Genomic DNA, 23,889 nt, shown 5'->3' with positions numbered 1-23,889 from the left:
TGCGGCAGTCGGTCCGACGAGGCCGTCCGTGACGAGGGCCGCAGGGACGGACGTCGGGGACGAGGTCAGACGGGGCGGACCTGCTCGGCCTGCGGCCCCTTGGTGCCCTGGCCCACCTCGAAGTCGACCTGCTGACCCTCCTCGAGGGTCCGGTAGCCGTCGACCTGGATGGCGCTGAAATGCACGAAGAGGTCCTGGCCTCCGCCGGTGGGGGTGATGAAGCCGTACCCCTTCTCCGCGTTGAACCACTTCACGGTGCCCTGGGCCATGCGTTGCTCCTGACGATCGGTGCGCCGGTGGCTCCGCCGGCCGCCGGTGCGCGTGACTCTAGTGGTCACGGGTGCGCCACGACCAGGGTCATCTTGCAGGTGACCAGGCCGCGGACGCGGTGCGGACCTGCGCGTCAGGCCTCGGGGTCGGTGAGCAGGACGACGCTGATGCCGTCCGGGGCGTCGTCCGCGGACAGGGTGACCGCCGCGATCCCGAGCGTCTGCCCGACGAGGTCCGCGGTCGCCTTGAGGTCCTCGGACGCGTAGAAGACGGTCGACCCGGTCAGCCCGTCGCCCTCGGAGTTGCCGGTCGTCACGGCCGTGAAGCCCGCGCCGGTCAGCTTCTCCTGCTGCTGCCCGGCCAGGCCGGCGATGCCGGCGGCGTTGAGCACGACGACGGGCGTGCTCAGCACGGGCTGCGGAGCGGGGGCGGCGTCGGGCTCGGTGGGGGTGCCCTCGCCCTCGGCGGGCTGCTCCCCCGTGCCGTCGTCCGTCGCGCCGTCGTCGGTGGTGTCGCCGGGGACCTCGTCCGCCGTCGAGGCGCCGGGGTCGCTCGAGCCGGGCTCGTTGAGCATGCCCCACACGGTCACGGCGCCGTACGCGAGCACGGGCGCGAGCACGAGGACGGCGACGAACGGCCACCACCGACTCCAGGCCGAGCGCGGTGCGCGGTGGACGCCGCGGGGCGCGTCGGGGTCCGCCGGGACGTCGAACTCGTCCTCGGGGTACGGGTACTCGTCGGCCTTGCTCACGGCCGCAGGGTATCCGCTCGACCTGGGGCTCAGGCGTCGGACGCGAGTCGACGCGCGGTACGCGCCCGCTGACGAGACGAGCGCAGACGCCGGAGCCGCTTGACGAGCATGGGGTCGTGAGCCAGCGCGGCGGGCTCGTCGATGAGGGCGTTGAGCACCTGGTAGTACCGCGTCGCGGACATGTCGAACAGCTCGCGGACCGCCTGCTCCTTGGCGCCGGCGTACTTCCACCACTGGCGCTCGAAGGCGAGGATCTGCTCGTCACGCTCGCTCAGGCCGGAGCCGGCGGGCGGCTGCTCGGCCTGCGGGTCGGTCCCGGCCGGGAGCGCGGTCACGAGGTCCATGCGTCCTCCACGGTGCGGGGCGGCGTCGGTCGTCGGCCATCGTAGGTCCGAACCACACCGGTGTCATTCCGCCTCGCGGGGCGGTCCCGCGCGACCCCCGACGGGCGCATGACCGGCGACCGCGCGCACCCGCGACGTCACCCGACCGGCCGCACCCGCGCGTCACCCGACCGACCGTCCGCGCGCACCGCCCGGGCCGCACCCGGCGCGTCCGCCGTCCGGGTACCCTCGCGCCGTGCACCCCGCCCCCCTCGACACGCTGGTCGCCCCCGACTGGGCGGCCGCCCTCGCCCCGGTCGAGCCGCAGCTGCGCGCCGCGGGCCGGTTCCTGCGCGAGGAGGTCGCCGCCGGGCACGGCTACCTGCCGGCCGGCGACGCGGTGCTGCGGGCGTTCGCCCGCCCGCTCGCCGACGTGCGCGTCCTGGTCGTCGGGCAGGACCCGTACCCGACGCCGGGGCACCCCATGGGCCTGTCGTTCTCGGTGCAGCCGGACGTGCGGCCCGTGCCGCGCTCGCTCGACAACATCTTCCGCGAGCTCGTGCAGGACGTCGGCGTGCCGCGCCCGACGACCGGGGACCTGACGCCGTGGGCCGACCAGGGCGTCATGCTGCTCAACCGCGTGCTGACCGTCCGCCCCGGCGCCCCGGCCTCGCACCGTGGCCGCGGCTGGGAGGCGGTCACGGACCGGGCGATCGAGGCGCTCGTCGAGCGCGGCGGCCCGCTCGTCGCGGTGCTGTGGGGCCGGGACGCGCAGTCGCTGCGGCCGGCCCTCGGGGCGGTGCCGCGCGTCGAGTCCGTGCACCCCTCGCCGCTGTCGGCGAGCCGCGGGTTCTTCGGGTCGCGCCCCTTCTCCACCGTCAACCGGCTGCTCGCGGAGCAGGGCGCCCCGGCCGTCGACTGGCGCCTGCCCTGACACCGCCCCGCCGGCACGCGCCAGAATGGGGCGTGTGAGCACACCTCCCGACGCCCCCCGCTGGTCCCGGTACGTCGCGATCGGCGACTCCTTCACCGAGGGGCTGTGGGACTCACCGGACGGCGTGGACGCCCCGCAGCGCGGCTGGGCGGACGTCCTGGCGGCGCACCTCTCCCGCCGCCGGGTCGACGCGGGTGTCGAGTCCCTCGGGTACGCGAACCTCGCGATCCGCGGCCGGCTGCTGCGCCCGATCCTCGTCGAGCAGGTGCCCGCGGCCCTCGCGCTCGAGCCGGACCTCGTGAGCCTCGTCGGCGGCGGCAACGACATCCTGCGCCCGGCCGCCGACGTCGACCGCCTCGCGCGCGACCTCGAGAAGGCGGTCGTCCGGCTGCGCGCGGCCGGGGCGGACGTGCTGCTCGCGACCGGGGTCGACGTCGTGGAGAGCCCGCTCGTGCGCGCCACGCGTGGCCGCGTCGGCGTCTACAACGCGCACATCTGGTCGATCGCGCGACGCCACGGCGCGCACGTCCTGGACCTGTGGGGCATGCGCAGCCTGCGCGACTGGCGCATGTGGGCCGACGACCGCATCCACCTGACGTCCGACGGGCACGCCCGGGTCGCGCAGGCCGCGCTCGTCGCCCTGGGCCTCGCGCCCGACGAGACGCGCTGGGACGACCCGCTGACCCCGCTGCCCCCGACGCCGCGGCTGGAGCAGATGCGGGGCGACGCGCGCTGGCTGCGCGAGCACGTGTACCCGTGGGCGACGCGCCGCCTGCGCGGCCGGTCGTCGGGCGACCTGCGCGTGCCCAAGCGTCCGGGGCTCGCACCCGTCGAGTGACGGCGGTGCTCAGCCGTCGACGACGCAGGTCTCGAACGTGAACGACTGCGTGCCGAGCAGGTTCGACGCGGTCCGCGAGCGCACGTCGAACACGAAGGGACCGGCCAGCGACGGCACGCCGAGCCGCTCGACCTTCCACTCGTCACCGCCGTACCGCCACGCTCCCGGCGTCCCGCCGCCGGACCGGATCCGCTGGACGGCGGCGGTCATGTCGACGGACGTCTGCCAGCCGACGTAGAACGGCGACGTCCCGTTGCCGGTGACGGTCGTGACGACGCATGCCCGCTGCGCGTTCCACGCGCCGTGCGAGGTCGTGACGGTGTACGCGGACGGTGTGACGGCCGCGCCCGGCAGCGAGTAGTTGCAGACCTCGACCACGCGGACCTGCCCGGCGACGACCGTGTCGTACGGCTGCCAGACGTCGGGGCGCCCGCTGATCCGGATGACGCCGACGGTGGGGGTGTCGGGCGTGAGCTGGTACTTCCACCCGTCGGACCCCTGCACGGAGTACCCCGTGCGGGCGCCGTTGAACGGGGCCTGCGCGGTGTCGACGTACGCCGACCAGACGATCGGCGTGGTCGACGTCGTGGTGACGCGGATCGTGAAGCACGCCTGCTGCCCGCTCGTGGCGTTCTTGAGGTCCCAGGTGACGGCCGTGTCGAACGCGGTGCCGCCCGGCGCGGGGTACACCGGCGACGTCGACGCGGGCGGCACCCAGGACGCGGCCACGGGCCACGACCCGACCGCCACGTACACGCGCGCCGCGCCCGCGGCGGGAGGCGTGAACGGCGTCGGTGCGACGGCGGTGACCGTCCCGGCCACGACCGGGGCGGTCGTGTCGAGGAGCACGGTGCCCGTGCTGGTCGCGAGCAGCACGCGCGCGTCCGTGCACGTGCCGGACAGGCCGGTGACGGTCACCTGCGGGTAGCGACCCCCGGTGGGGGTGCCGGACGCGGTGACGGTCGCGGGGCCGGTGGCGCAGCGCGCGACCGCGGTGGCGTACGGGCGCGACGGGCTCAGCAGGGCGAGGCTCGCGGCGTTCGCGACGCCGGTGCCGGCGACGAGCAGGACGAGCAGCAGGAGCGCGGCGACGACGCCGGCGGTGCGGGGCTGCAGCGGGTGGCGGCGCACGGCGTCACCCGGTGGGGGTGAGGGTGCGGTCCTGCGGCGCGCCGGCCAGGTCCGGGGAGGCGGGGTCGGTCTCGTCGTCGCGCGACGACGGCCAGACGAGCAGGCCGAGCGCGACGAGCATGCACGAGCCCCAGACCCAGGGCGACGTGAAGAGGCGCCCGACGAGCCCGACCTTCGGCACGTGCAGCGCGGCGACGCCGAGGATCTCCTCGTCGGTGGGCGTGAACGGGTCCGTCCAGTCGTTGTTGTCGCCCTGGACGACCCACCCCGTGGTGCCGTCGCCGCCGACGAGGCGGTGGATGATCCGGGCGCCGTCGAGCTCGTGCGGACGGTAGACGACGACGTCGCCGACCTGCGGCGCGCCGCAGCGCGACACGACGAGGTCACCCGTCACGTAGGTCGGCTCCATCGACGAGCCGGACACGACCGTGAGCGTCGTGCAGCCGCCGAGGTTCGTCGGCCAGACGAACCACGCGGCGACGGCCGCGGCGGCGTAGAACAGGACCGACACGAGCGCACGCAGCACCCGGCGCGCGCGGTGCGCACCGGGTGCCGGCGTGGTGTCGGTCATGGGGGTCAGCCGTCGATGCTGACCGCGAACGCGGCGATCGTGTTGTAGTCCGTCGCGGCGGGCAGCGCGAAGCTGACGGTGTCGGCCGTGGTGAGCGTCGCCGACAGGGTCTGCGCGGTGCCGAGGGCGGTGTAGGTGCCGGCCCCGGTCTTCCACGCGACACGGATCGTCTTGCCCTTGCAGTCGCCGTCGATGTTGCTGAGCTGGACCTGAGTCGGGGCGTAGCCGCTCGCGCCGAGCGCCGGCGCGTCGTACTTCACCTTGACGGTGCCGGTCGCGGCCTTCTGGCACGCGGCGTCGACGTCGACCGTGCCGGCCTGCGTCGTGCTCTGCCACTGCGAGGACAGCTGCGAGGCGGAGGCCAGCGACAGGCCGGCGACTCCGAGGACGGCCAGGCCGACGGCCAGGCCCTTGCGGGTCGAGAACTTCGAGGACGCCATGGTGGACTCCCGGGTCGGTGGCGACGCGGGTCGGCTGGTCGTCGCCCGCACGGTCGCCGTGCTGGACGACCGACCATGACGCTAGGGAGCGCGCCGGGAGCCGTCTGCGTGCGCCGTGGGTGCTGGCACCTGGCCCGCCGGGAACGTCGGTTTCTTTCACCCGCCGCGGACCGGCACGATCAGGACGTCCGGACAGCAAGCGGGCGGGGCGCGTGCGGCGTCGGTCACGCCCGTCCGGGTGACCCCTGCTCGCCCTCGCGGGGGCCCAGCGGTATGCGCGCGACGAGGCGCGCACCCCGCCCCTCCCCCGCCTCGAGCCGGATGGTGCCACCGACGAACGCCAGCCGCTGCCGCATCCGCGCGGTGCCCGACGCACGCCCGGCGGTGGACTCGTCGTACAGCTCGCCGTCGTTCTCCACGGTGACGACGAGGACGCCGTCGCGCACGTCCAGCGAGGTCGCGATGCGCGACGCCGGGCCGTGCTTGAGCGAGTTGGTCACGCCCTCCTCGACGACCCGCACCGCGAGCAGCCGCTCGGCGACCGTGAGCCGCGGGTCCGCGGGGTCGTCGTAGGCGCGCACGGCGTCGGTCGCGTCGAGCTGCGTCGCGATGCTCGCGGGCAGCCGCCCGAGCAGGGCGCGCACCGCCGGCACGAGGCCGAGCTCGAGGCGCTCGGGGTAGAGCAGCCGGCTCATCTCCCGCACGTCCGCGGCGCGGGCCTGCTCGAGCTCGGCGCGCACCCACCGCAGGTCGTCGGCGTCGGCGTCGTCGAGCTCGCGCCCCTCCTCGAGGCGGGCGACGACCCTGTCGAGCCGCGCCTCGACGAGCACGAGCTTGTTCTGCAGGGTGCCGTGCAGGCCCTCGGCGACCTCGCGACGGACCCGGACCTCCTCCTGCTCGAGCGCGCGCACAGCGTTCTCCACCTGGACGGCCTCGCGCTCCGCGGCCCGCACACGCGCGCGCAGGATCCGCCGCGCGGCCATGCCCCACATGCCGATCGCGCCGGAGATCGCGGCGATGACCAGGCCCGACGCGAGCTCGGCCTCGACGACGTCCGCGTCGGGGTCGGTGTAGACGCCGAACAGCTGCTGCGCCCCGATCCGCAGCACGGCGCTCGCGACCGCGGCGAGCGCGAGGGCGAGCGCCATCTGCCACAGGCGCGTCGCGCGGTGCGCCCGGACGGCGAGCAGCACGAGCACGAGCGCGACGACGGCGACGGCGTTGGCGGCGAGCCGGCTGCCCAGGCTGACCTGGTCCCACCCCTCGACGTAGCGGCTGTAGATGTACGTCGTCTGCAGCGCCGCGCCGCCGGCGTAGCCCGTGGCGACGATGGCCGTGGCGCGCAGCAGGCTCACCCGGTCGCTGCGCAGGTCCTGCGCGCGACGCAGGACGACGGCGGCCGGCTCGTCGTCGCCGGCGGCGGTGGGGCGGGTGCTGGACATCGGTTCCCTGCTGTGCGCCGGTCGGGTGGTCCCGGCTCCCCGCGGCGTGCGGGTGCGGCGCGTGTCCGTGCGGGCGGTCGGAGCGCCGACGATACTGGCCCGGATGAGCGCTGCCCCGACAGACCCGGTGCGCGTCGCCGTGGTCGAGGACCAACCCCTCTTCCGGTCGATGCTCGAGCGCATGCTCGACGACACGCCGGGCTTGCGCGTCGTCGCCGCGACGGGCTCGGTGACGGAGGCGACGCGTGTGCTGACCCCGGGCGCCGCGGACGTCGTCGTGCTGGACGTCGACCTGCCGGACGGCAACGGCATCGCGCTGGGCGTGACTTTGCGGCGCCGCCAGCCCGACCTGGGGGTGCTGCTGCTGTCGGCGCACGACGCGATGGACCTGCTGCTGGACCTGCCGCAGGACGTCGCGGCCGGCTGGGGCTACCTGTCGAAGACCTCCTCGACGAGCGAGGAGGTGCTGGTGGGCGCGGTGCGCGCCGCTGCGGTCGGCGAGACGGTGCTCGACCCCGCGCTGCTGGCGCGGATGGCGCCGCGCGCGGGCTCGGCCGTGTCGCGCCTGACGGACCGCCAGTACGACGTGCTGCGACTTCTCGCCGAGGGCCTGTCGAACGCGGGCATCGGTGCGCGTCTGGGGATCACCGAGAAGTCGGTGCAGAACCACGTGAACGCGATGTACGCGACGCTCGGGATCGACACCGACCCGAGCCGCAACCCCCGGGTCAGCGCGGCCCTCCGGCTGCTGGCGGAGACCGGCCCGGTCTGATCCCGCACGAATTCTCCTGGATCACTTGACCGGTACAGCGCGCCGGTCTACTTTAGCGGTACAGAGGCTCTGTATCGGTACAGAGCCGGGAGGGATCACCATGCTGGACCAGTCGATCGGCCTGCTCCTCGCCCGCGACGCGTCGGTGCTCGAGTCCCAGAGCTCGCGCCCCTGGGCACCCGTCGTCGAGGAGCGCGAGCGCCGCCCGCGCCCCCCGCGCGTGCCCCGCACCCGCCGGGCGCTCGCCCGCAGCCTGCGCCGCGTCGCCGACGCCGTGCAGCCCGCGTGCCACTGGGAGGCCGGTCAGGCGGCGCGATGACCACGGCCCCCGCGTCGACCGTCGACGCACCGTCCGCCCACCCGTCCCCCGGGCGGGGCGCGCCGTCACCCGGCGGCACGACCTACCCTGTCCCGCATGCCGCGGAACAGGGTGGCGTCGTGCCCCGGGTGACGCTCCAGACCATCGCCGACAAGGTCGGTGTGAGCCGGATGACCGTCTCGAACGCCTTCTCGCGCCCCGACCAGCTCTCCGCCGACCTGCGGCGCACCATCCTCGACGCTGCCGCCGAGCTCGGCTACGTCGGCCCCGACCCGTCCGCGCGCGCTCTCGCCCGCGGCACCACGGGCGCGATCGGCCTGCTCCTGACCGCGTGGGTCGGCGACGCCCTGCGCGACCCGATCGCCGCGTCGTTCTTCGGCGCCATCGCCGAGGAGCTCTCCCCCACGGGCTACGCCGTCGCGCTCCTGCCGGGCGAGAAGGCCGCGCGCGACATCCCGCTCGACGGCGCCCTGGTCTACGCGTGCGGCGGCGACTCCGCGGCGCTCGACTGGCTCGTCCGCCGCAAGCTCCCCCTCGTCTTCGTCGACCTCGAGCCCCTCACCGGCTACCCGTCGATCCTGCTCGACGAGCGAACCGGCAGCCGCCTCGCGGCCGAGCACGTCGTCGCCCTCGGCCACCGCCGCGTCGGGTTCTTCACGTGGGGCCACCAGCAGCGTGGTGCTCTCGCCGACGGGCGCGACGCCGGCTCCGACTTCGTCGCCCGCAACCGTGTCGCCGGTGCCGTCGAGGTGCTCGACGCCGCCGGGATCGTGCCCAGCGCCTACGAGGTCGCCGACAACACCCCCGAGTACGTCAACGCCGGCGCCCGCGCCCTGATCGCCTCCCCCGACCGGCCCACCGCCGTGCTGTGCTTCTCCGACCTCATGGCCACCGCACTCCTCGACGCCGCCGCCGAGGCCGGCCTGCGCGTCCCCGAGGACCTGTCGGTCGTCGGCTGGGACGACAGCCCGCTCGCGACCCGTACCCGCCCCGCGCTCACGACCCTGCGCCAGGACCTCACCGTCAAGGGCAGCACCGCGGCCCGCACCCTGCTCGCCGCGATCGAGGGCGCGCGCCGAGGCGAGAAGGCCCCCGCGACCCGCACCGTCCTGCCCGTCGACCTCGTCGTCCGCGGCTCCACGGGCCCCGCCCCGCGGGACTGACACCGACGCCGCCCGCGTCGACGGTCGAGGACCCGTCGGGCCGACCGCTCAGGGCGCGCCGGACACGACCGCGAGCGCCGCGGGCGCCAGCGCGCGGTCGGCCAGCACCAGGCGGACCTGCGTCGGGTCGGAGTTGCCCGCGTCCGGGCCCTGCCAGACGAGGCGCAGACCGAGCCGCTCGGCGACCCGGCGCGACGGCTCGTTCGTCCGCAGCAGGTAGGCCACGACCGGCAGGTCGGGGCGCACACGCCGGGCGGCCTCGACCGCCGTGCGACCGAGCTCGCCGGCGTACCCGTGCCCGTGGGCGGCCGTCGCGAACCGGTAGTACACGTTCCACACCGCGCCGTGCCGCACCGTGCACCCGCCGATCCCGAGCACCGCGCCGCCGTCCAGCGGCCGGGCGACCCAGTACCCGAGCCCGTCGGCGTCCCACGCGGCGGCGAACTGCTCGACCTGCGTGCGCGTCTGCTCGCGGTCGGTGTGGCGCCCGGACGGGAAGACCGTCCACAGCGCGGGGTCGCTGTTGAGCGCGAACACCTCGTCGACGTCCCCGGGCCCGACGGCGTCGAGCCGCAGCCGCTCCGTCCGCACGTGCCGCAGGTCCTCGTCCGCCACGCCGCGACCGTACGACGCCGGGTGTCCGGGCGCGCGGTGACGCACAGGCGCAGGTCAGGTCTGGAGCCCCCTGTCGGATTCGAACCGACGACCCCCTGTTTACAAGACAGGTGCTCTGGCCGACTGAGCTAAGGAGGCGGGCGGGGACAGCGTACCCAGCGCCCCGGGCGCGCGAGGGGCACGTCCGCACCGCGGGGCCGGGTGCCGGCCGGCACGGGACGCCGACGGGCGGGCGCGGGAGACTCCCCGCACCCGCCCGTCGGGCGTCGTGACGTCAGGCGCCGGCGGCGTCCTCGACGGCGGCCTTGAGGACGCCGGGGGTCTGCCAGTCGCCGGTCCACTTCTCGCCGTCGATGAGGATCGTCGGCGTCGTGAGCCCCGGCATCTGCTCGCTGGCCGACGTGTACGCCGCGGCGACCCACGGCGCGAACGTCCGCCACTCACCCTCACGCTCCGTCGTGCCGTCGCTGTCCTGCACGGTGTACGAGCCCTGCACGGTGTCGGTGAACGCCGCGGCGACGTCCTCGGGAACACCCACGCCGGTCGCGAGGTCCGCGATCTCCTCGTCGGTCAGGCCCTCCGTGCCCTCCGCGGGCTGCGTGTCCTTCGCGTACAGCGCGGTGATGAACTTCTGCACGTGCTCGGGCGACCGGTCCGCGACGACGGCCAGCGCGTTCGCGGCGCGGGTCGAGTACGACGTGCCCTGCGACGCCTCGTCGAGGAAGGACAGCGGCTGGTAGAGGACCGTGACGCCGTCGGTCTGCGCGAGCGCCTCCAGGTCGGCCGAGTTGATCTGGTCGAACTGGCCGCAGTAGGGGCACATGAAGTCGAAGTAGATCGAGACGACGGTGTTGTCCGCGTCGCCGGCGTCGCCGACGGTGCCGCCGCTCACCGGGATGCCGCCGTTGTCGTCGGCAGCCGCGGGCGTCTCGACGTCGTCGAGGGTCGGTGCGACCACGCCCTCCTGCGCGGCGCCGTAGGCGACGTTCGCGTACTGCGCCTCCCGCGCGGCGTTCTGGTTCACGATGAACACGATGACGGCACCGAGGCCGAGGACGGCGACGGCGAGGCCGGAGATCGCGAGGATGCGGGTCCGCTTGGCCTTGCGCTCCTGCTCCTTGCGCAGCTCGAGCGCCTTCTGGCGGGCCTCGTCGCGGCGCGCGGCCTTCGACGGGCGGGGGTCGTTCGTGGGCATGGGTTCTCCTGGGTGGGACGGTCGTCGGTCGGGCGGTCAGACCGCGACCGGCGGACCCCGGACCGGGAGCCCCGCGGTGGTCCGGCGCCCGTGCAGCGGCAGCTCGCGGCGCTCCACCGCCACGGGCCGCCCGGCGGGCACGAGCACGACCGCGACGACGGGCCGCACCCAGCGGCGCAGCAGCCGGACGGCGGCCCGGTAGGCGCGCGACGCGACGACGCCCGCACCGACGCCGCTCGCCGCGAGCGCGAGGTGCGCGACCAGCAGCGGGCCGGCGACGCTGAGCAGCAGCACGGCACCACCCGCGGCGGGACCGAACGCGTACGTGCCGTCCGGGCAGTCGGCGGCGTCCTGGAGCAGCGCGAGCCGCAGACCCCAGGGGCCGACCCCGACGGGCGCGAGGCACTGGTGCAGCAGCACCCGCCCCGACGCGGCGCCCGCGAGCGCGAGCAGCGCGGCCAGCCCGGCGAGGGCGGCGGCCGCGCGCGGGTCCGCGAGGACCCCGGCTCGTCGCGCACGCATGGGCACAGCGTAGGGGGCGGACCTGTGCGGCGGACGCGGACCGGTCAGGGCATCGTCGGCTCGGGCGCGGGCCACCAGAGGATCTCCTGGCCGCCCTGCACGAGCGCGAGCAGCACGGCGGAGACGACGAGCAGCACCACGACCGCGACGAACGCACCGAGCCGTCCGGGCGCCACCACGTCGAGGGCTCGGCGCGCACCGAGACGCGTCATGCGGGACAACGGGCCCCACCACACGACGAGCACCCCGAGCAGCACGAGGCCGCCCAGGACGAGCGACGCCGTGACGCCCTGCACGGGCAGGCCCGCGGGCGAGCCCGTGATGGTCCAGCGGTCCTCCTGGAGCACCCACCAGACGACGCCGGTGACGATGACCAGCACGCTCGCGCCCACGACGACCGACGGCACGAGGCCGACGGTCGCGCGCAGCAGGTGCCACGGACCGGCGGCGACGGTGACGGGCACGTCCGAGCGGCGGACGCCGAACCGCTCGCGCCGCGCGTGCATCGACTCGACCGCGGTCCCGAAGGTCCGCACGACGAGCAGCACCACCACGACGACGACGAGCGTCACGCCGGGCCACAGGGCGCCCGCCGCGCCGACGAGCAGGCCGCACGCGAGCAGCGTCCCCCACCGCCGCCGGGCGGGCGGACGGACGTACCCGGAGCCCTCGGGGCCGGGCTGCTCGGACGCGTCGAGGTCGTCCTGGATCCAGTCGACGCCCTCGGGGTCGTCCTCGTCGTCCTGCGACCAGGCGTCCGGGTCGTCGTCCGACCACCCGTCGGCGTCGGTGCCGTCGCGGTCGTCGAGGCCGACGTCCGAGTCCTCGTCGGCGAGCGCGAGGTCGTCCGCGGCGAAGGCCCGCGTGCGCCCGTCGTTGGCGGCGACGGCTGTCGCGCCGGCCGCGACGGCCGCGCCCTTGGTGAGGACCGGTGCGGCGACGTGCGCGGTCTCGGTGAGGTCGGCGGCGCTCACGACGGTCGTCGCGGTGCCGTCCTCGTCGACGACGTCACCGTCGGTGGCGGCGACGGTGAGCGCGGCGACGACGTCCTCGGGCGCGGTGCGGTCGTCCGGCTCGGGAGCCAGCGCACCCCGCAGCGCGGTCGCCGTGAGCGTGCCGATCCCGGCGAGGTCCGCGTCTCCCGCGCGGGCCCGGGCCAGCACCGCCTCCACCGGCCGCGTCCCGAACGGCGAGCGACCGGTCGCGGCGAACGCCAGCACCGCGGCCCAGCCCCAGAAGTCGCTCGCGGGCGTCGGCTCCGAGCCGTCCAGCAGCTCGGGAGCGAGGTAGCCGGGCGTCCCGATGACGAGGCCGTCGGACGTGAGCGGCGCGTCGCCCGCCGCCTGCGCGATGCCGAAGTCGATGAGCACGGGCCCGTCGTCGGTCACGAGCACGTTCGACGGCTTGAGGTCGCGGTGCACGACACCCGCGCCGTGCACGGCCGCGAGCGCGGCGCGCAGCCCCTCGGCGAGGTCGAGCAGGTCCTGCGCGTCCAGCGGGCCGCGCTCGCGGACGTGCGTCTCGAGGTCGTCGCCGTCGACCAGCTCGGTGACGATGAACGCCTCCGTCGAGTCCGCCTCGGCGTCGAGCACCGCCGCGACGGCCGGGTGCCGCAGCTTCTGCAGCGCACGCACCTCGCGGCGCAGCCGGTCACGCGCGACGGCGTCCGACCCGACGTGCGGGTGCAGCATCTTGAGCGCGACCGCCGTGCCGCCCCCGTCGACCGCCCGGTAGACGGCCCCCATCCCGCCGGAACCGAGCGGCGCCACGATGCGGTACCCCCCGATGTCCGACCCCGGCGTCAGACCGATCCGCTCCATGCCCGCACGGTAGCCCGAGCCCCACGGGCCCGAGGCCCGGCACGCGGGTGACGTGTGACCCACGTCGCGTCGGCCCGTGACCAGGGGCGCGACACGCACGACCCCACTAGGGTCGGCCGGGAACCCGAGGAGTTGATCGCGTTGCCATCCGTGCCCGCCGACGGCTACGACCTGCTCGTCGTCGCCAACCGACTGCCGGTCGACATCGCCGTGGGGGACGACGGGAAGCCGTCGTGGACCCGGTCGCCCGGCGGTCTCGTCACCGCCCTCGCCCCCGTCATGGCCGGCGCCGACGGCGCCTGGATCGGGTGGGGCGGCTCCCCCGACCTGGAGCTCGAGCCGTTCGAGGTCGACGGCACCCAGCTCGTCCCGGTGCCCCTGAGCGAGGCCGACGTCGAGAAGTACTACGAGGGCTTCGCCAACGACACCCTGTGGCCGCTGTACCACGACGTCATCGCGCCGCCCACCTTCCACCGGCAGTGGTGGGACGCCTACCAGCGCGTCAACCGCCGGTTCGCGGAGGCCGCCGCCGCGCAGGCCGCCCGCGGCGCGACCGTCTGGGTGCACGACTACCAGCTCCAGCTGGTCCCGCGGCTGCTGCGCGAGCTGCGGCCCGACCTGCGGATCGGGTACTTCCACCACATCCCGTTCCCGCCGCTGGAGATCTTCGCGCAGCTCCCGTGGCGCCGGCAGGTCGTCGAAGGGCTGCTCGGCGCGGACCTCGTCGGCTTCCAGCGCGCCGGGGACGCGGCGAACTTCGTGCGCGTCGTGCGGCGCCTGACCGACCTCACGACCCGGGGTCAGGTCGTCACGCTGACGAAGCACGGGCGCGTCGAGCGGCACGTGCGCGCGGCGGCGTTCCCCATCTCGATCGACTCGGCGGCCTTCGACGACCTCGCGCGCAGCGCGGCCGTGCAGGAGCGCGCGCAGCAGATCCGGCACGAGCTCGGCGACCCGGAGGTGCTGCTGCTCGGCGTCGACCGGCTCGACTACACCAAGGGCATCCGGCACCGAGTCAAGGCGTACGGCGAGCTGCTCGAGGACGGCCGCCTGTCGCCCAGCACGACGACCCTCGTCCAGGTCGCGAGCCCGAGCCGCGAGAACGTCGGCGCCTACCAGCAGCTGCGCGACGAGGTGGAGCTGCTCGTCGGGCGCATCAACGGCGACTACGGCCAGGTGGGGCACGCTCCCGTGCAGTACCTGCACCAGTCCTTCCCGATGGAGGAGATGGCGGCCCTGTACCTCGCGGCCGACGTCATGCTCGTCACCGCGCTGCGGGACGGCATGAACCTCGTCGCCAAGGAGTACGTGGCCGCCCGGTCCGACGACCGCGGCGCGCTCGTGCTCTCGGAGTTCACGGGTGCGGCCGACGAGCTGCAGGGCGCGATCCTCGTCAACCCGCACGACATCGACGGCATGAAGGACGCCATCACCTACGCGGTGCACATGGACCAGCGCGAGGCGCGCAAGCGGATGCGCCGGCTGCGACGACGCGTGCTGGGGCACGACGTCACCGCGTGGGCGCAGGAGTTCCTGGCCGTCCTCACCGCCGTCCCGACCCGGAGCGAGCATGTCTGAGCCCTCGACCGGCACCCCGTCCGCCCGGCCCGACGCGAGCGTGCCCTCGCTGCACGCGGCACTCGCCGACGTCCTCGCCGACCCGCACGCGCGCCCGCTGCTCGTCGCGCTCGACTTCGACGGCACGCTCGCACCCCTGCAGGACGACCCGCAGCTGTCCCGGATCCTGCCCGCGGGCGTCGACGTGCTCGCCCGGCTCGCGGCAGCCGACGGCGTGGAGCTCGCGCTCGTGTCCGGCCGCGCGATGGCCGACCTGCACGCGCTCGCCGAGGTGCCGCCGGGCACGTTCCTCGTCGGCAGCCACGGCGCGGAGCGCGCCCGGGTGACCCGGTTCGGGCTCGACCGGGACGTCGTCCAGCTCACCGACGAGCAGGCGGACCGGCTCGCGACGCTCGGCGCGCAGGCCGCGCAGGTCGCCCGCGGCCGCGACGGCGTGTGGGTCGAGACGAAGCCGACGGCCGTCGTCGTGCACACGCGCCTCGCCGAGCCGGACGTCGCGGAGCCCGCCGAGGCGGAGGCCGTCGCGCTCGGCGAGCGGCTGGGCTCCGGCGTGCTGCACGGCAAGGACGTCGTCGAGATCTCCGTGCTGCACGCGAGCAAGGGCGAGGCGCTGCAGGCGCTGCGCGGCGAGCTCGGCGCACCCGTCGTGCTGTACGCGGGCGACGACGTGACCGACGAGCATGCGTTCGCGGCCCTCGGCGACCGCGACCTGACCGTCAAGGTCGGCGCCGGCACCACCGTGGCCCGCTTCCGCCTCGACTCGCCGGAGACGGTCGTGTCGGCTCTCGCGCACCTGGCGCGCACGCTCGGGGCCTGACCCGGGGTCGGCTACCGTGGCCGCCGTGACGAAGCCCGCGATCCCGTACGTCGACGACCGTCCGGTCCGGTTCGTGCTCGTCGACACCGTCGAGGAGACAGCCGAGCTGCCGCGGCAGGTCGTGCTCGCCGACCGGCCCACCGGTGCGCGCACGACGCTGGCGGTCGTCCTGGGTCTGGCCGTCGCGCTGTGCGTGATCGGGAGCTTCGGCGCCGACGCCGTGCGCGAGCGCGTCGACGCCTGGGGCGGCGGTGCGGCCCTCGCGTCGGTGGTGGTCGGCCTCGTGCTGTGCGTCGTCAACTGGAGGCGCGGGTCCTGGCTGCTGTACCCGGTCGCGCTCGTGATCGGCCTGCCCGCGCTGCTCGTCCTCGGCGCCCCGACGGTCGGCGTCGTGGCTGCGGTGGTCGTCCTCGGCGGCGGTGCGGTCGCAGCACGGCTCGGCGACCGCGCCCGCGACCGCCGCTGGGCGCGCCTGTCGCACCTCCTGACGAGCAGCCGGCGGGAGATCGCGCACGTCACCGCGCTGCACTCCGAGTCGGTGCCCAACGCGGCCCGCGTGAGGTACACGGTGAGCGTCGAGGCCCCCTCGCTCCCGGGGCACGGCTGGGCGTTCACCGAGCTCAGCTCGGCCCGGTTCGACCCGCGCGTCGGCGACCCGGTGACGGTGTGGTACGACCCCTCGGACCCGGCCGTGGCGGTCGTCGTCGCGGCGTCGGCGCAGGTGGGCCGGGCGCGGCCGCCCCAGTCCTGACCCACCGCCCGGCGTCAGCCGGCGTGCGCCGCCGGCGACCGCGTCGCGTCAGGCGTCGCGCGCCGTGCCGAGCGCCGTGCGGTAGTGCTGGACCGCCGAGCGGCCGAGCGGGTCGTCCTCGCCGACGGCGGCGACCACGGCCTCCTCGACCTCGGCCTCGAGCCGCGCGAGCGCACGGCGCACGGTCGCGGTGATCGTCAGCCCGAGCGACAGCGGGCTCGCCGCGAGCGCGCGGTCCGTGAACTGCACGTCGGCGAGCAGGCCCGCGTGGTCCACCGTGACGGCCACCTCGCGGCCGGGCGACCACTCGGTCACGCGCACCGACTCGACGGCTGCGCCGACCGTCTGCGCGCGGGCGAGCTGGTCCGCCCCCTGCTTCTCCCAGGACGCGAGCATCGCGAGCGCCTCGGACGGGTCCTGCAGCGGCGGGTGCGGGGTCATCAGTCGTCGCCTCCGGCGCGGTCGGCGGCGTCGTTGAGACGCGCGATGGAGTTCGAGGCGCTCGTCGCCGTGTACAGCGCCTCGGACAGCTTGGGCACGCTGCTGGCGAGGTTCCCGGCACCCTGCACGACGCTCGCGGGCGCCGCGGGCATCGTCTCGAGGACGTCGCGCAGGTTGCGCAGCGCGGGCACGGCGGCGCTCAGCGCGTTGTTCGCGGTGTTGAGCATCTCGAGGAGCTTGGTGATGCCCGCGGTGAGCTTCGTGAGCCACTCGCGGACCTTCTCGACGCGGATCGCGATCGCGGTCACGGCCTGCGGGACGACCCACGTCGCGCCGATGCCCACGGTCGCCGCGACCTGCGACGCCCAGGAGATCAGCTTGCCGACGAGGTCGGCGATGATGTCGCGCACGATGCTGCGCACCACGCCGACGACGATGCTCGCGCCCAGCATCGCCTGACCGACGCCCGCGCTGATCGACTCGACCATCGTCAGGCCGGACCGGTAGACGTTCGCGAACCCCTGGTAGGCGTCGGCGGCCAGGCCCTCCCAGCCGGCGAGGGCCGACGTCACCGCGGCCTCGTACTCGGCGGCGACCTCACGCACGCGCCCGGCGACGTTCTCCCACGTGTGGGCCTTGGCCTCGACGGCCTGAGGACTGCCCGCGATGGAGTCGAGCATGTCCGGCAGCGGCGGCATGTAGTCCAGGAGGAAGCCCGCGACGCTCGCCGCCATCGACGCGATCGGGTCGATGGCGAACTCCACCACGTCCATCGCGGCGGTGAACGCCCCGCCGATGCCCGCGAGGTCGGCCCACTCGCCGTCGGCGGCCGAGCCGATCGACGTGGAGGCGGGGCCGATGATCTTCAGGCTCTTGTAGCACTCGTCCAGCCCGGGGCGGCCCTCGACGGCCGCGACGAGGCTCATCGCATCGCCTTGGTGATCTTGGACAGCGAGTCCTGGACGAACTGGTCGATCGCGTCGTACGCCTCCGCGGCGCCCGTGATCGAGGAGGAGATGCCCTCCATCGCGCTCGCCGCGCCCGAGACGGTCCCCGCGGCGAGCGACTGCACGAGCGTCGCGGGCGGGACGAGGAAGGAGCACAGCAGGCCGAAGGCCATGTCGGGCATCGCCATGGTGGCGGACGCGTCGGCGGCCTCCGCGAGCCGGGCGGCGATCCCGTCCACCGCGCTCGCGTGCGAGCGCATGGCGCCGGTGTCGACGACGACCTCGTTCATCGGGCCCCTCCCTTCAGGACGGCGTCGTACTGGTCGAGCAGCGAGGAGTCCGTGAGGTCGACGCGCGGGCCGGCGAGCTGCGCCTGGATGGGCGCGGCCTGCTCCTGCACGTCCGCGACGGCCGCCTGGTACGCGGCGAGGACCGCGGTGCGCAGCCCGTCGGTGCCGTCCTGCGTCGCGGCGGCCGTCACCTGCACGTCGCTCAGCAGCCCCCGGTGGTCGACGCGGACGCGCACGACCTGCTGGGGGTCGGTGCCCTGACCCACGAGCCGCGACACCTGCTCGGTCACCTCCGCGGCGCGCGCCGCTGCCGCGAACGCGGCCTCCAGCGTGCTCTCGACCTGCGCGTGCAGTCGTCCGACGTCGGACATGCGCCCCCTTCCTCCGGCTCCGGTCCGGCACAGTACCGGGGACCGGGCATTCCCGACAGGTTGACGCGGGCGACAGGCCGCAGAACCCCCCGGTCGGGCGCACGCGGGATCGCCCGTCCGGGGTTAGCGTGACGGCATGCCCGGCCGGATGCAGGACGTGCATCTCGTCGAGGACGACCCCCTGGACCCGGCCCCGACGGGCGACCTGCCGCGACCGCCCCGGCCCCGGTGGCAGCCCGCGCTGCGCCCCGCGCTGGCCGGCGTGCTCGCGGTCGCGCTCGCCCTCACGGGCACGCAGCTCGTGCTCGACGCACGGGAACGGGCCCGGGTCGCGGAGCTCGCGGACGTGCGCGGCGTGCTGCGCCCGCTCGACCCCGGCGTGGGGGTGCGGTGGGAGGCCGCGGCGGCCGACGCGGCCGTCGTCGAGTCGGGCACGGCGGTCGGCGACGTCGTCGTGGGCGTGGCGCCGTTGCCGGGGCCCCGCGTCGAGGTGCGGGCGCTCGACGACCGCACGGGGGTGCTGCGCTGGTCGCGCGAGCTCGACCTCCCGACGCCCGCGATGTCGCCGAGCGCCGCCGAGCCCGCGACGTGGACCGCATGCACGCCGCTCGTCGCCGACGACGGGTCCTCCTCGCACCCGGCGGTGGGCTGCCTCGCGCAGCAGCCCGGCGGCGACACGGGTCCGGCGCCGCAGGTGGCGGTCTGGTTCCTCGACGCCGCGGACGGCACGCTGCTGTCGTCGCGACGCCTGCCCGGCAGCGCCGCGTTCTCCGTGCTCGGCGGGCTGTTCCTCGCGGCCGAGCGGGTCGACGAGCGCGCCGGGTCCGCCCGCTGGCGGCTCACCGCGCAGGACCCGTCGGGCCGCACGGCGTGGACGTTCACCACGCCTCGCGTCCCGGCGACGCGCGACTCCGACGTCCCCGCCGACCTGTGGTCGACGTCGTACGCGTCGCTGGACGCCCGCGGCGAGCGCGTCCTGCTCTCGGTCGGCACGTCGTCCTGGCTGCTCGACGCCGGCGGCGCGCTGCAGCGGCGGGACCCGGTCGAGGTCGCGTGGTGGCCCGAGCTCGCCCGCGGCGGCGTCGTCGTGCACTCCACGTGGTCGCAGGACGGCGAGCCCCGTGCGCGCGTCCTGCTGCCCGACGGGCGGCCCGTGGACGTGCGGTCCGCGCCCCTGTGGCTCTCGGTCGACGACGGGTCCGCGCCCGGCGCCGTGCTCTTCTCGACCCGCGCGGGACGCCGCGACGGCACGGCGGCCACCGTGTCGGCGCTCGACGCGTCGTCGGGCGCGGTGCGCTGGCGGGTCACGGGCCTGGAGGCGAGCGCGGCGGTGCTGCTGCGCGGCCGGCTGTACCTGACAGGGCCGGACGGCCTCGCGGCGGTCGACGCCTCGACGGGCCGCGTGCTGTGGACCACGCCGCTCGAGCGGCCCGCCGACGAGCTCGCGACCGACGGCCGGTGGCTCCTGCTGCGGGGGCCCGGCCCGGTGGTCGAGGCCTACGCGACGGCCGACGGGCAGCGTGCGTGGCGCGCCGACCTGTCCGGCGCCGTGGACGCCGGCACCGACCTGCGCGTGGGGTGGCAGGTGCCGCACCTGTACGCGGTGCGGCCCGACGGCACGGTCGCCGTCCTGGGCTGACGCCGGGCCCTCCCGGACCGCCCGCCGGGGACCCCCGCCCGGAGAGACGCGGGTCACGCGTGTGGCATGATGACCACGGACCGAGGACGGGCCTACGCCCCCCTCGGTCCGTGTCAGCGAAGACACTCTGACACCCTCCACGACGGATCGTCCGGCACGTACCTGCCGGTGAAGGGAATGGATCAGACATGGCTACGGTCACGTTCGACAAGGCGACCCGGGTCTACCCGGGCACGGAGCGCCCCGCGGTGGACGCGCTCGACCTGCACATCGAGGACGGCGAGTTCCTCGTCCTCGTCGGCCCCTCGGGCTGCGGCAAGTCCACGTCGCTCCGCATGCTGGCGGGCCTCGAGGACGTCAACGCGGGCCGCATCCTCATCGGCGACCGGGACGTCACGGACGTCCAGCCGAAGGACCGCGACATCGCGATGGTCTTCCAGAACTACGCGCTGTACCCGCACATGACGGTCGCCGACAACATGGGCTTCGCGCTCAAGATCGCCGGCACGCCGAAGGCGGACATCCGCGCCCGTGTCGAGGAGGCCGCCAAGATCCTCGACCTCTCGCAGTACCTCGACCGCAAGCCGAAGGCCCTCTCGGGTGGTCAGCGTCAGCGTGTCGCCATGGGTCGCGCCATCGTGCGTCAGCCCCAGGTGTTCCTCATGGACGAGCCGCTGTCGAACCTCGACGCCAAGCTCCGCGTCCAGACCCGTACGCAGATCGCGTCGCTGCAGCGTCGTCTCGGCGTCACCACGGTGTACGTCACGCACGACCAGACCGAGGCCCTCACCATGGGCGACCGCATCGCGGTCCTCAAGGACGGTCTGCTCCAGCAGGTCGGCACGCCGCGCGACATGTACGACACCCCGGCGAACGTCTTCGTCGCCGGCTTCATCGGCTCCCCGGCCATGAACATCGCGACCGTCCCGGTCCTCGAGGGTGCCGCGCAGCTCGGCCGCGCGCGCGTCTCGCTGCCGCGCGACGTCATCACGAAGTTCACCGAGTCGGACAAGAACCACATCACGCTGGGCTTCCGTCCCGAGGCGCTCGAGGTCGTCCCGCAGGGCACCCCGGACGCGATCCCGGTCATCGTCAACATCGTCGAGGAGCTCGGCTCGGACGCGTTCCTCTACGCGTCGCTGACGAACGAGTTCGGCGGTGCCGAGGCCGTGCACTCCGGTGCCGGTGACGCGCAGATCATCGTCCGCATCGACCCGCGCGGCGTGCCCGCCAAGGGCGAGACGGTCTGGGTGCGCATCCGCGAGGGCCAGCAGCACCTGTTCCACGCGGGCTCGGGCGAGCGCATCGCCGTCTGACCTGCTGCACGACCGTCGACGGGCGGGTCCGGCTCCGGCCGGGCCCGCCCGTCGGGCGTTGCGACACCCGCCGACCCGCCGCGCACCGTCGACGCGCGCCGTCGGCGTTGTCGGCCGCCGCTCCGCAGCCCCGCCGGCTGTTGTCGGCTCCGGCGGGGGCCGCGCGTCGGAGCACTCTGAGAGGATCGAGCCATGAGCCCGACGCCGCAGCGCCTGCAGATCACCGCGGCCAACCCGGACCCCGCGCTCCTCGACCTGCCCTGGCAGGTCCCGCTGGAGGACTGGCCGGCCGAGACGCTCGCCGCGCTCCCCCGCGGCATCTCGCGGCACATCGTGCGGTTCGTGCGACTGTCCGGCCGGGTGATCGCGGTCAAGGAGATCGGCGAGACCGTCGCCTACCGGGAGTACGAGCTGCTGCGTCAGCTCGACCGGATCGACGTCCCGAGCGTCGTGCCCGTCGGCGTGATCACCGGCCGGCGCGACCCGGACGGCGAGCCGCTCGAGGCCGTGCTCATCACCGAGCACCTGCAGTTCTCGCTGCCGTACCGCTCGCTGTTCAGCCAGTCGCTGCGCCCCGACACCGCCACGCGGCTCATCGACGCGCTCGCCGTGCTGCTGGTCCGCCTGCACCTCGCGGGCTTCTACTGGGGCGACGTGTCGCTCTCGAACACCCTGTTCCGCCGCGACGCCGAGACGTTCGCCGCGTACCTCGTGGACGCCGAGACGGGCGACCTGCACGACCGGCTGACCGACGGGCAGCGCGAGTACGACCTCGAGGTCGCGCGCGTCAACATCATCGGCGAGCTCATGGACCTGCAGGCGGGCGAGTTCCTCGAGGAGGACGTCGACGCGGTCGCGATCGGCAACGCGCTCGCGGACCGGTACCGCGAGCTGTGGCGCGCGCTCACCGAGACCGAGTCGTTCGGGTACGGCGAGCGGTGGCGCGTGCAGGCGCGCATCGACCGGCTCAACGACCTGGGCTTCGACGTCGGCGAGCTCGACATCACGACCGACGTCGACGGCACGTCCGTGCAGATCCAGCCGAAGGTCGTGGACGCGGGCCACCACTCGCGCCGGCTCATGCGCCTGACGGGCCTCGACGTGCAGGAGAACCAGGCCCGCCGCCTGCTCAACGACCTCGACGAGTACCGCGCGGCGACCGACCGGCAGCGCGAGGACGAGGCGTTCGTCGCGCACGACTGGCTGACGGAGGTGTTCGAGCCCGCGGTGCGCAGCGTCCCGAAGGACCTGCGCCGCAAGCTCGAGCCCGCGCAGGTGTTCCACGAGCTGCTCGACCACCGGTGGTACCTGTCGCAGCAGCAGGGCCGCGACGTGCCGATGCCGGAGGTCGTGAAGAGCTACGTCCGCAACATCCTGCCGACCCGGCCGGACGAGGACGCGATCCTCGGCATCCAGTCGGGCGACCTCCGCGACACCGACCTGCTCCCGCGCGTCGACGAGGACGAGATCATCGGCTGACCGGCCGCGGAACGCGCCGGCATCTCACCGGCACCCCGCCGGCACCGTCCCGACGCGCGCCGTGGGCGGCGTGGCGTGCGTCGGGGCGGTGCCCGTCAGGCCTCGCCGCGGCGGCGGGCGACCTCGTAGAGGGCGATGCCCGCGGCGACGCCCGCGTTGAGCGACTCCACGGCGGACGCGATGGGGATCGACGCGATCGCGTCGCACTGCTCGCGCACGAGCCGCGACAGGCCCTTGCCCTCGGAGCCGACGACGAGCACCAGCGGGTCCTCGGCGAACGCGAGCTCGGCGACGCTCTGGTCGCCGCCGCCGTCGAGCCCGACGACGAACACGCCCGCCTCCTTGTACGCCTGCAGGGTCCGCACGAGGTTCGTCACGCGGGCGACCGGCACGCGTGCGGCGGCACCCGCGGACACCTTCCACGCGGACGCGGTGACGCCTGCAGCCCGACGCTCGGGCACGAGCACCCCGTGCGCGCCGAACGCCCCGGCGGAGCGGAGCACCGCCCCGAGGTTGCGCGGGTCGGTGACGCCGTCGAGCGCGACGACGAGCGCGGGCCGCCCCGACACCTCGGCGGCGTCGAGCAGGTCCTCCTCGTCGGCGTAGGCGTAGGGCGGCACCTGGATCGCGACGCCCTGGTGCACGGACCCGTCGGTGAGCCGGTCGAGCTCGGTCCGGGACACCTCGAGCAGCGGGTAGCCGGCCTCGGCGGCGGTGGAGACGATCTCGCGCGTGCGGTCGTCGGCCTCGAGCCGGGCGGCGAGGTACACGGTCGACACCGGGATGCCGGCGCGCAGCGCCTCGACCACGGAGTTGCGGCCCGAGACGATCTCGTGGGTCGACGAGGTGCGACCGCCGCGACCGCCGGACGCGCTGCGCGACGCGGACGCCGAGCGCTGGCCGGACCGGCCCTGACCGGCGACGGCGCGCTTCTCGGCGGCGACCTTCTTCTTGTGCGCGACGTGGTAGACGCGGTCCTCGGCCTTCGGGGTGGGGCCCTTGCCCTCGAGCGCCTTGCGGCTGTGCCCGCCGGTGCCGACGGAGGCGCCCTTCTTGGAGCCCGCCTTGCGGGTCGCGCCGCGGCGCTGGGAGTTGCCGGCCATGGGGTACGTCTCCTGGTGTCGGGGGTGCGGGACGGTCGGTGTCGGGCCGTC

At 75.1% G+C, this 23,889-nt stretch carries 27 protein-coding genes and 1 tRNA gene; 11 read left to right on the top strand and 17 right to left on the bottom strand.

The window, feature by feature from the left end; all coding sequences use genetic code 11:
- Positions 1-65: 65 nt before the first annotated feature.
- From CELF_RS03160 to CELF_RS03150, 3 genes are all read right to left on the bottom strand, one after another.
- Positions 66-269, bottom strand: a complete 204-nt coding sequence (locus CELF_RS03160) for a cold-shock protein (RefSeq protein ID WP_013769803.1) — start codon at positions 267-269, stop codon at positions 66-68.
- A 134-nt stretch (positions 270-403) separates the two neighbouring features.
- Complete coding sequence (locus CELF_RS03155; RefSeq protein WP_013769802.1) at positions 404-1,021, bottom strand: LytR C-terminal domain-containing protein; 618 nt, start codon at positions 1,019-1,021, stop codon at positions 404-406.
- A gap of 29 nt (positions 1,022-1,050) precedes the next feature.
- The gene (locus CELF_RS03150; RefSeq protein ID WP_013769801.1) at positions 1,051-1,365 is read right to left on the bottom strand and encodes a DUF3263 domain-containing protein; all 315 of its coding nucleotides are present in this window, start codon (positions 1,363-1,365) and stop codon (positions 1,051-1,053) included.
- A 235-nt stretch (positions 1,366-1,600) separates the two neighbouring features.
- Here CELF_RS03150 and CELF_RS03145 point away from each other — a divergent pair, with 235 nt between their 5' ends.
- A complete protein-coding gene (locus tag CELF_RS03145; protein ID WP_013769800.1) occupies positions 1,601-2,278 on the top strand; it encodes a uracil-DNA glycosylase in 678 nt (225 codons plus the stop codon).
- 25 nt (positions 2,279-2,303) lie between these two features.
- On the top strand, positions 2,304-3,116 hold the full coding sequence (locus CELF_RS03140) for an SGNH/GDSL hydrolase family protein (protein ID WP_013769799.1): 813 nt from the start codon (positions 2,304-2,306) through the stop codon (positions 3,114-3,116).
- Between the two features lie 9 nt (positions 3,117-3,125).
- Here the strand turns inward: CELF_RS03140 and CELF_RS03135 are convergent, their stop codons facing one another.
- The 4 genes from CELF_RS03135 to CELF_RS03120 form a co-directional block, all read right to left on the bottom strand.
- The gene (locus tag CELF_RS03135) at positions 3,126-4,247 is read right to left on the bottom strand and encodes a hypothetical protein (protein ID WP_013769798.1); all 1,122 of its coding nucleotides are present in this window, start codon (positions 4,245-4,247) and stop codon (positions 3,126-3,128) included.
- A gap of 4 nt (positions 4,248-4,251) precedes the next feature.
- The gene (locus tag CELF_RS03130) at positions 4,252-4,818 is read right to left on the bottom strand and encodes a signal peptidase I (RefSeq protein ID WP_013769797.1); all 567 of its coding nucleotides are present in this window, start codon (positions 4,816-4,818) and stop codon (positions 4,252-4,254) included.
- 5 nt (positions 4,819-4,823) lie between these two features.
- Entirely contained in the window at positions 4,824-5,258 is a 435-nt protein-coding gene (locus tag CELF_RS03125) for a hypothetical protein (protein WP_013769796.1), read from the bottom strand.
- Between the two features lie 224 nt (positions 5,259-5,482).
- Positions 5,483-6,700, bottom strand: a complete 1,218-nt coding sequence (locus CELF_RS03120) for a sensor histidine kinase (RefSeq protein ID WP_013769795.1) — start codon at positions 6,698-6,700, stop codon at positions 5,483-5,485.
- 103 nt (positions 6,701-6,803) lie between these two features.
- Here CELF_RS03120 and CELF_RS03115 point away from each other — a divergent pair, with 103 nt between their 5' ends.
- The 3 genes from CELF_RS03115 (at position 6,804) to CELF_RS03105 (ending at position 8,954) form a co-directional block, all read left to right on the top strand.
- A complete protein-coding gene (locus tag CELF_RS03115) occupies positions 6,804-7,472 on the top strand; it encodes a response regulator (RefSeq protein WP_013769794.1) in 669 nt (222 codons plus the stop codon).
- Positions 7,473-7,572: 100 nt separating this feature from the next.
- Positions 7,573-7,791 carry a hypothetical protein gene (locus tag CELF_RS03110; RefSeq protein WP_013769793.1) on the top strand — a complete coding sequence of 73 codons (219 nt, stop codon included), beginning with the start codon at positions 7,573-7,575 and terminating at the stop codon, positions 7,789-7,791.
- Positions 7,792-7,910: 119 nt separating this feature from the next.
- Positions 7,911-8,954 (top strand): LacI family DNA-binding transcriptional regulator, encoded by a 1,044-nt coding sequence (locus tag CELF_RS03105; RefSeq protein ID WP_041553745.1) that lies wholly within the window; start codon positions 7,911-7,913, stop codon positions 8,952-8,954.
- A 48-nt stretch (positions 8,955-9,002) separates the two neighbouring features.
- Here the strand turns inward: CELF_RS03105 and CELF_RS03100 are convergent, their stop codons facing one another.
- From CELF_RS03100 to CELF_RS03080, 5 genes are all read right to left on the bottom strand, one after another.
- Positions 9,003-9,569: a GNAT family N-acetyltransferase gene (locus CELF_RS03100; protein WP_013769791.1), complete on the bottom strand. Its 567-nt coding sequence runs from the start codon at positions 9,567-9,569 to the stop codon at positions 9,003-9,005.
- 61 nt (positions 9,570-9,630) lie between these two features.
- Positions 9,631-9,707, bottom strand: a tRNA-Thr gene (locus tag CELF_RS03095).
- Positions 9,708-9,843: 136 nt separating this feature from the next.
- Complete coding sequence (locus CELF_RS03090) at positions 9,844-10,764, bottom strand: DsbA family protein (protein ID WP_013769790.1); 921 nt, start codon at positions 10,762-10,764, stop codon at positions 9,844-9,846.
- 36 nt (positions 10,765-10,800) lie between these two features.
- On the bottom strand, positions 10,801-11,286 hold the full coding sequence (locus CELF_RS03085) for a hypothetical protein (RefSeq protein ID WP_041553322.1): 486 nt from the start codon (positions 11,284-11,286) through the stop codon (positions 10,801-10,803).
- Between the two features lie 44 nt (positions 11,287-11,330).
- Positions 11,331-13,106, bottom strand: a complete 1,776-nt coding sequence (locus CELF_RS03080; protein WP_013769788.1) for a serine/threonine-protein kinase — start codon at positions 13,104-13,106, stop codon at positions 11,331-11,333.
- A 141-nt stretch (positions 13,107-13,247) separates the two neighbouring features.
- On the opposite strand from CELF_RS03080, the gene CELF_RS03075 reads away from it, so the two are divergent.
- Genes CELF_RS03075 through CELF_RS03065 form a run of 3 tightly spaced genes read left to right on the top strand, consistent with a single transcriptional unit; the run spans position 13,248 to position 16,252 of the window.
- Complete coding sequence (locus tag CELF_RS03075; RefSeq protein ID WP_013769787.1) at positions 13,248-14,684, top strand: alpha,alpha-trehalose-phosphate synthase (UDP-forming); 1,437 nt, start codon at positions 13,248-13,250, stop codon at positions 14,682-14,684.
- Positions 14,677-15,501 carry a trehalose-phosphatase gene (otsB, locus tag CELF_RS03070; RefSeq protein ID WP_013769786.1) on the top strand — a complete coding sequence of 275 codons (825 nt, stop codon included), beginning with the start codon at positions 14,677-14,679 and terminating at the stop codon, positions 15,499-15,501. The genes CELF_RS03075 and otsB overlap by 8 nt, the downstream gene beginning before the upstream one ends.
- Positions 15,502-15,526: 25 nt before the next feature.
- Positions 15,527-16,252, top strand: coding sequence for a DUF3592 domain-containing protein (locus CELF_RS03065; RefSeq protein WP_157457158.1), 726 nt, complete (start codon positions 15,527-15,529; stop codon positions 16,250-16,252).
- Between the two features lie 48 nt (positions 16,253-16,300).
- Here the strand turns inward: CELF_RS03065 and CELF_RS03060 are convergent, their stop codons facing one another.
- The 4 genes from CELF_RS03060 to CELF_RS20320 are packed head-to-tail and all read right to left on the bottom strand — an operon-like array spanning position 16,301 to position 18,301.
- Positions 16,301-16,693: a YbaB/EbfC family nucleoid-associated protein gene (locus CELF_RS03060; RefSeq protein ID WP_013769784.1), complete on the bottom strand. Its 393-nt coding sequence runs from the start codon at positions 16,691-16,693 to the stop codon at positions 16,301-16,303.
- Positions 16,693-17,619, bottom strand: a complete 927-nt coding sequence (locus tag CELF_RS03055; RefSeq protein ID WP_013769783.1) for a WXG100 family type VII secretion target — start codon at positions 17,617-17,619, stop codon at positions 16,693-16,695. The genes CELF_RS03060 and CELF_RS03055 overlap by 1 nt, the downstream gene beginning before the upstream one ends.
- The gene (locus CELF_RS20325; protein WP_013769782.1) at positions 17,616-17,930 is read right to left on the bottom strand and encodes a type VII secretion target; all 315 of its coding nucleotides are present in this window, start codon (positions 17,928-17,930) and stop codon (positions 17,616-17,618) included. The genes CELF_RS03055 and CELF_RS20325 overlap by 4 nt, the downstream gene beginning before the upstream one ends.
- Positions 17,927-18,301, bottom strand: coding sequence for a YbaB/EbfC family nucleoid-associated protein (locus CELF_RS20320; protein ID WP_013769781.1), 375 nt, complete (start codon positions 18,299-18,301; stop codon positions 17,927-17,929). The genes CELF_RS20325 and CELF_RS20320 overlap by 4 nt, the downstream gene beginning before the upstream one ends.
- Positions 18,302-18,437: 136 nt before the next feature.
- On the opposite strand from CELF_RS20320, the gene CELF_RS03040 reads away from it, so the two are divergent.
- The 3 genes from CELF_RS03040 to CELF_RS03030 all read left to right on the top strand — a co-directional run bounded on the left by CELF_RS03040 (position 18,438) and on the right by CELF_RS03030 (position 22,735).
- On the top strand, positions 18,438-19,940 hold the full coding sequence (locus tag CELF_RS03040) for an outer membrane protein assembly factor BamB family protein (RefSeq protein WP_013769780.1): 1,503 nt from the start codon (positions 18,438-18,440) through the stop codon (positions 19,938-19,940).
- 188 nt (positions 19,941-20,128) lie between these two features.
- Positions 20,129-21,256: an ABC transporter ATP-binding protein gene (locus tag CELF_RS03035; protein WP_013769779.1), complete on the top strand. Its 1,128-nt coding sequence runs from the start codon at positions 20,129-20,131 to the stop codon at positions 21,254-21,256.
- A 192-nt stretch (positions 21,257-21,448) separates the two neighbouring features.
- Positions 21,449-22,735: a DUF4032 domain-containing protein gene (locus tag CELF_RS03030; RefSeq protein ID WP_013769778.1), complete on the top strand. Its 1,287-nt coding sequence runs from the start codon at positions 21,449-21,451 to the stop codon at positions 22,733-22,735.
- A gap of 95 nt (positions 22,736-22,830) precedes the next feature.
- Here the strand turns inward: CELF_RS03030 and rlmB are convergent, their stop codons facing one another.
- Entirely contained in the window at positions 22,831-23,838 is a 1,008-nt protein-coding gene (gene rlmB, locus CELF_RS03025; RefSeq protein ID WP_013769777.1) for a 23S rRNA (guanosine(2251)-2'-O)-methyltransferase RlmB, read from the bottom strand.
- Positions 23,839-23,889: the final 51 nt, after the last annotated feature.

Origin of the sequence: Cellulomonas fimi ATCC 484, assembly GCF_000212695.1 — a bacterium.
Lineage (GTDB): Bacteria > Actinomycetota > Actinomycetes > Actinomycetales > Cellulomonadaceae > Cellulomonas > Cellulomonas fimi.
This window is presented reverse-complemented; position numbering and strand designations above follow the sequence as displayed.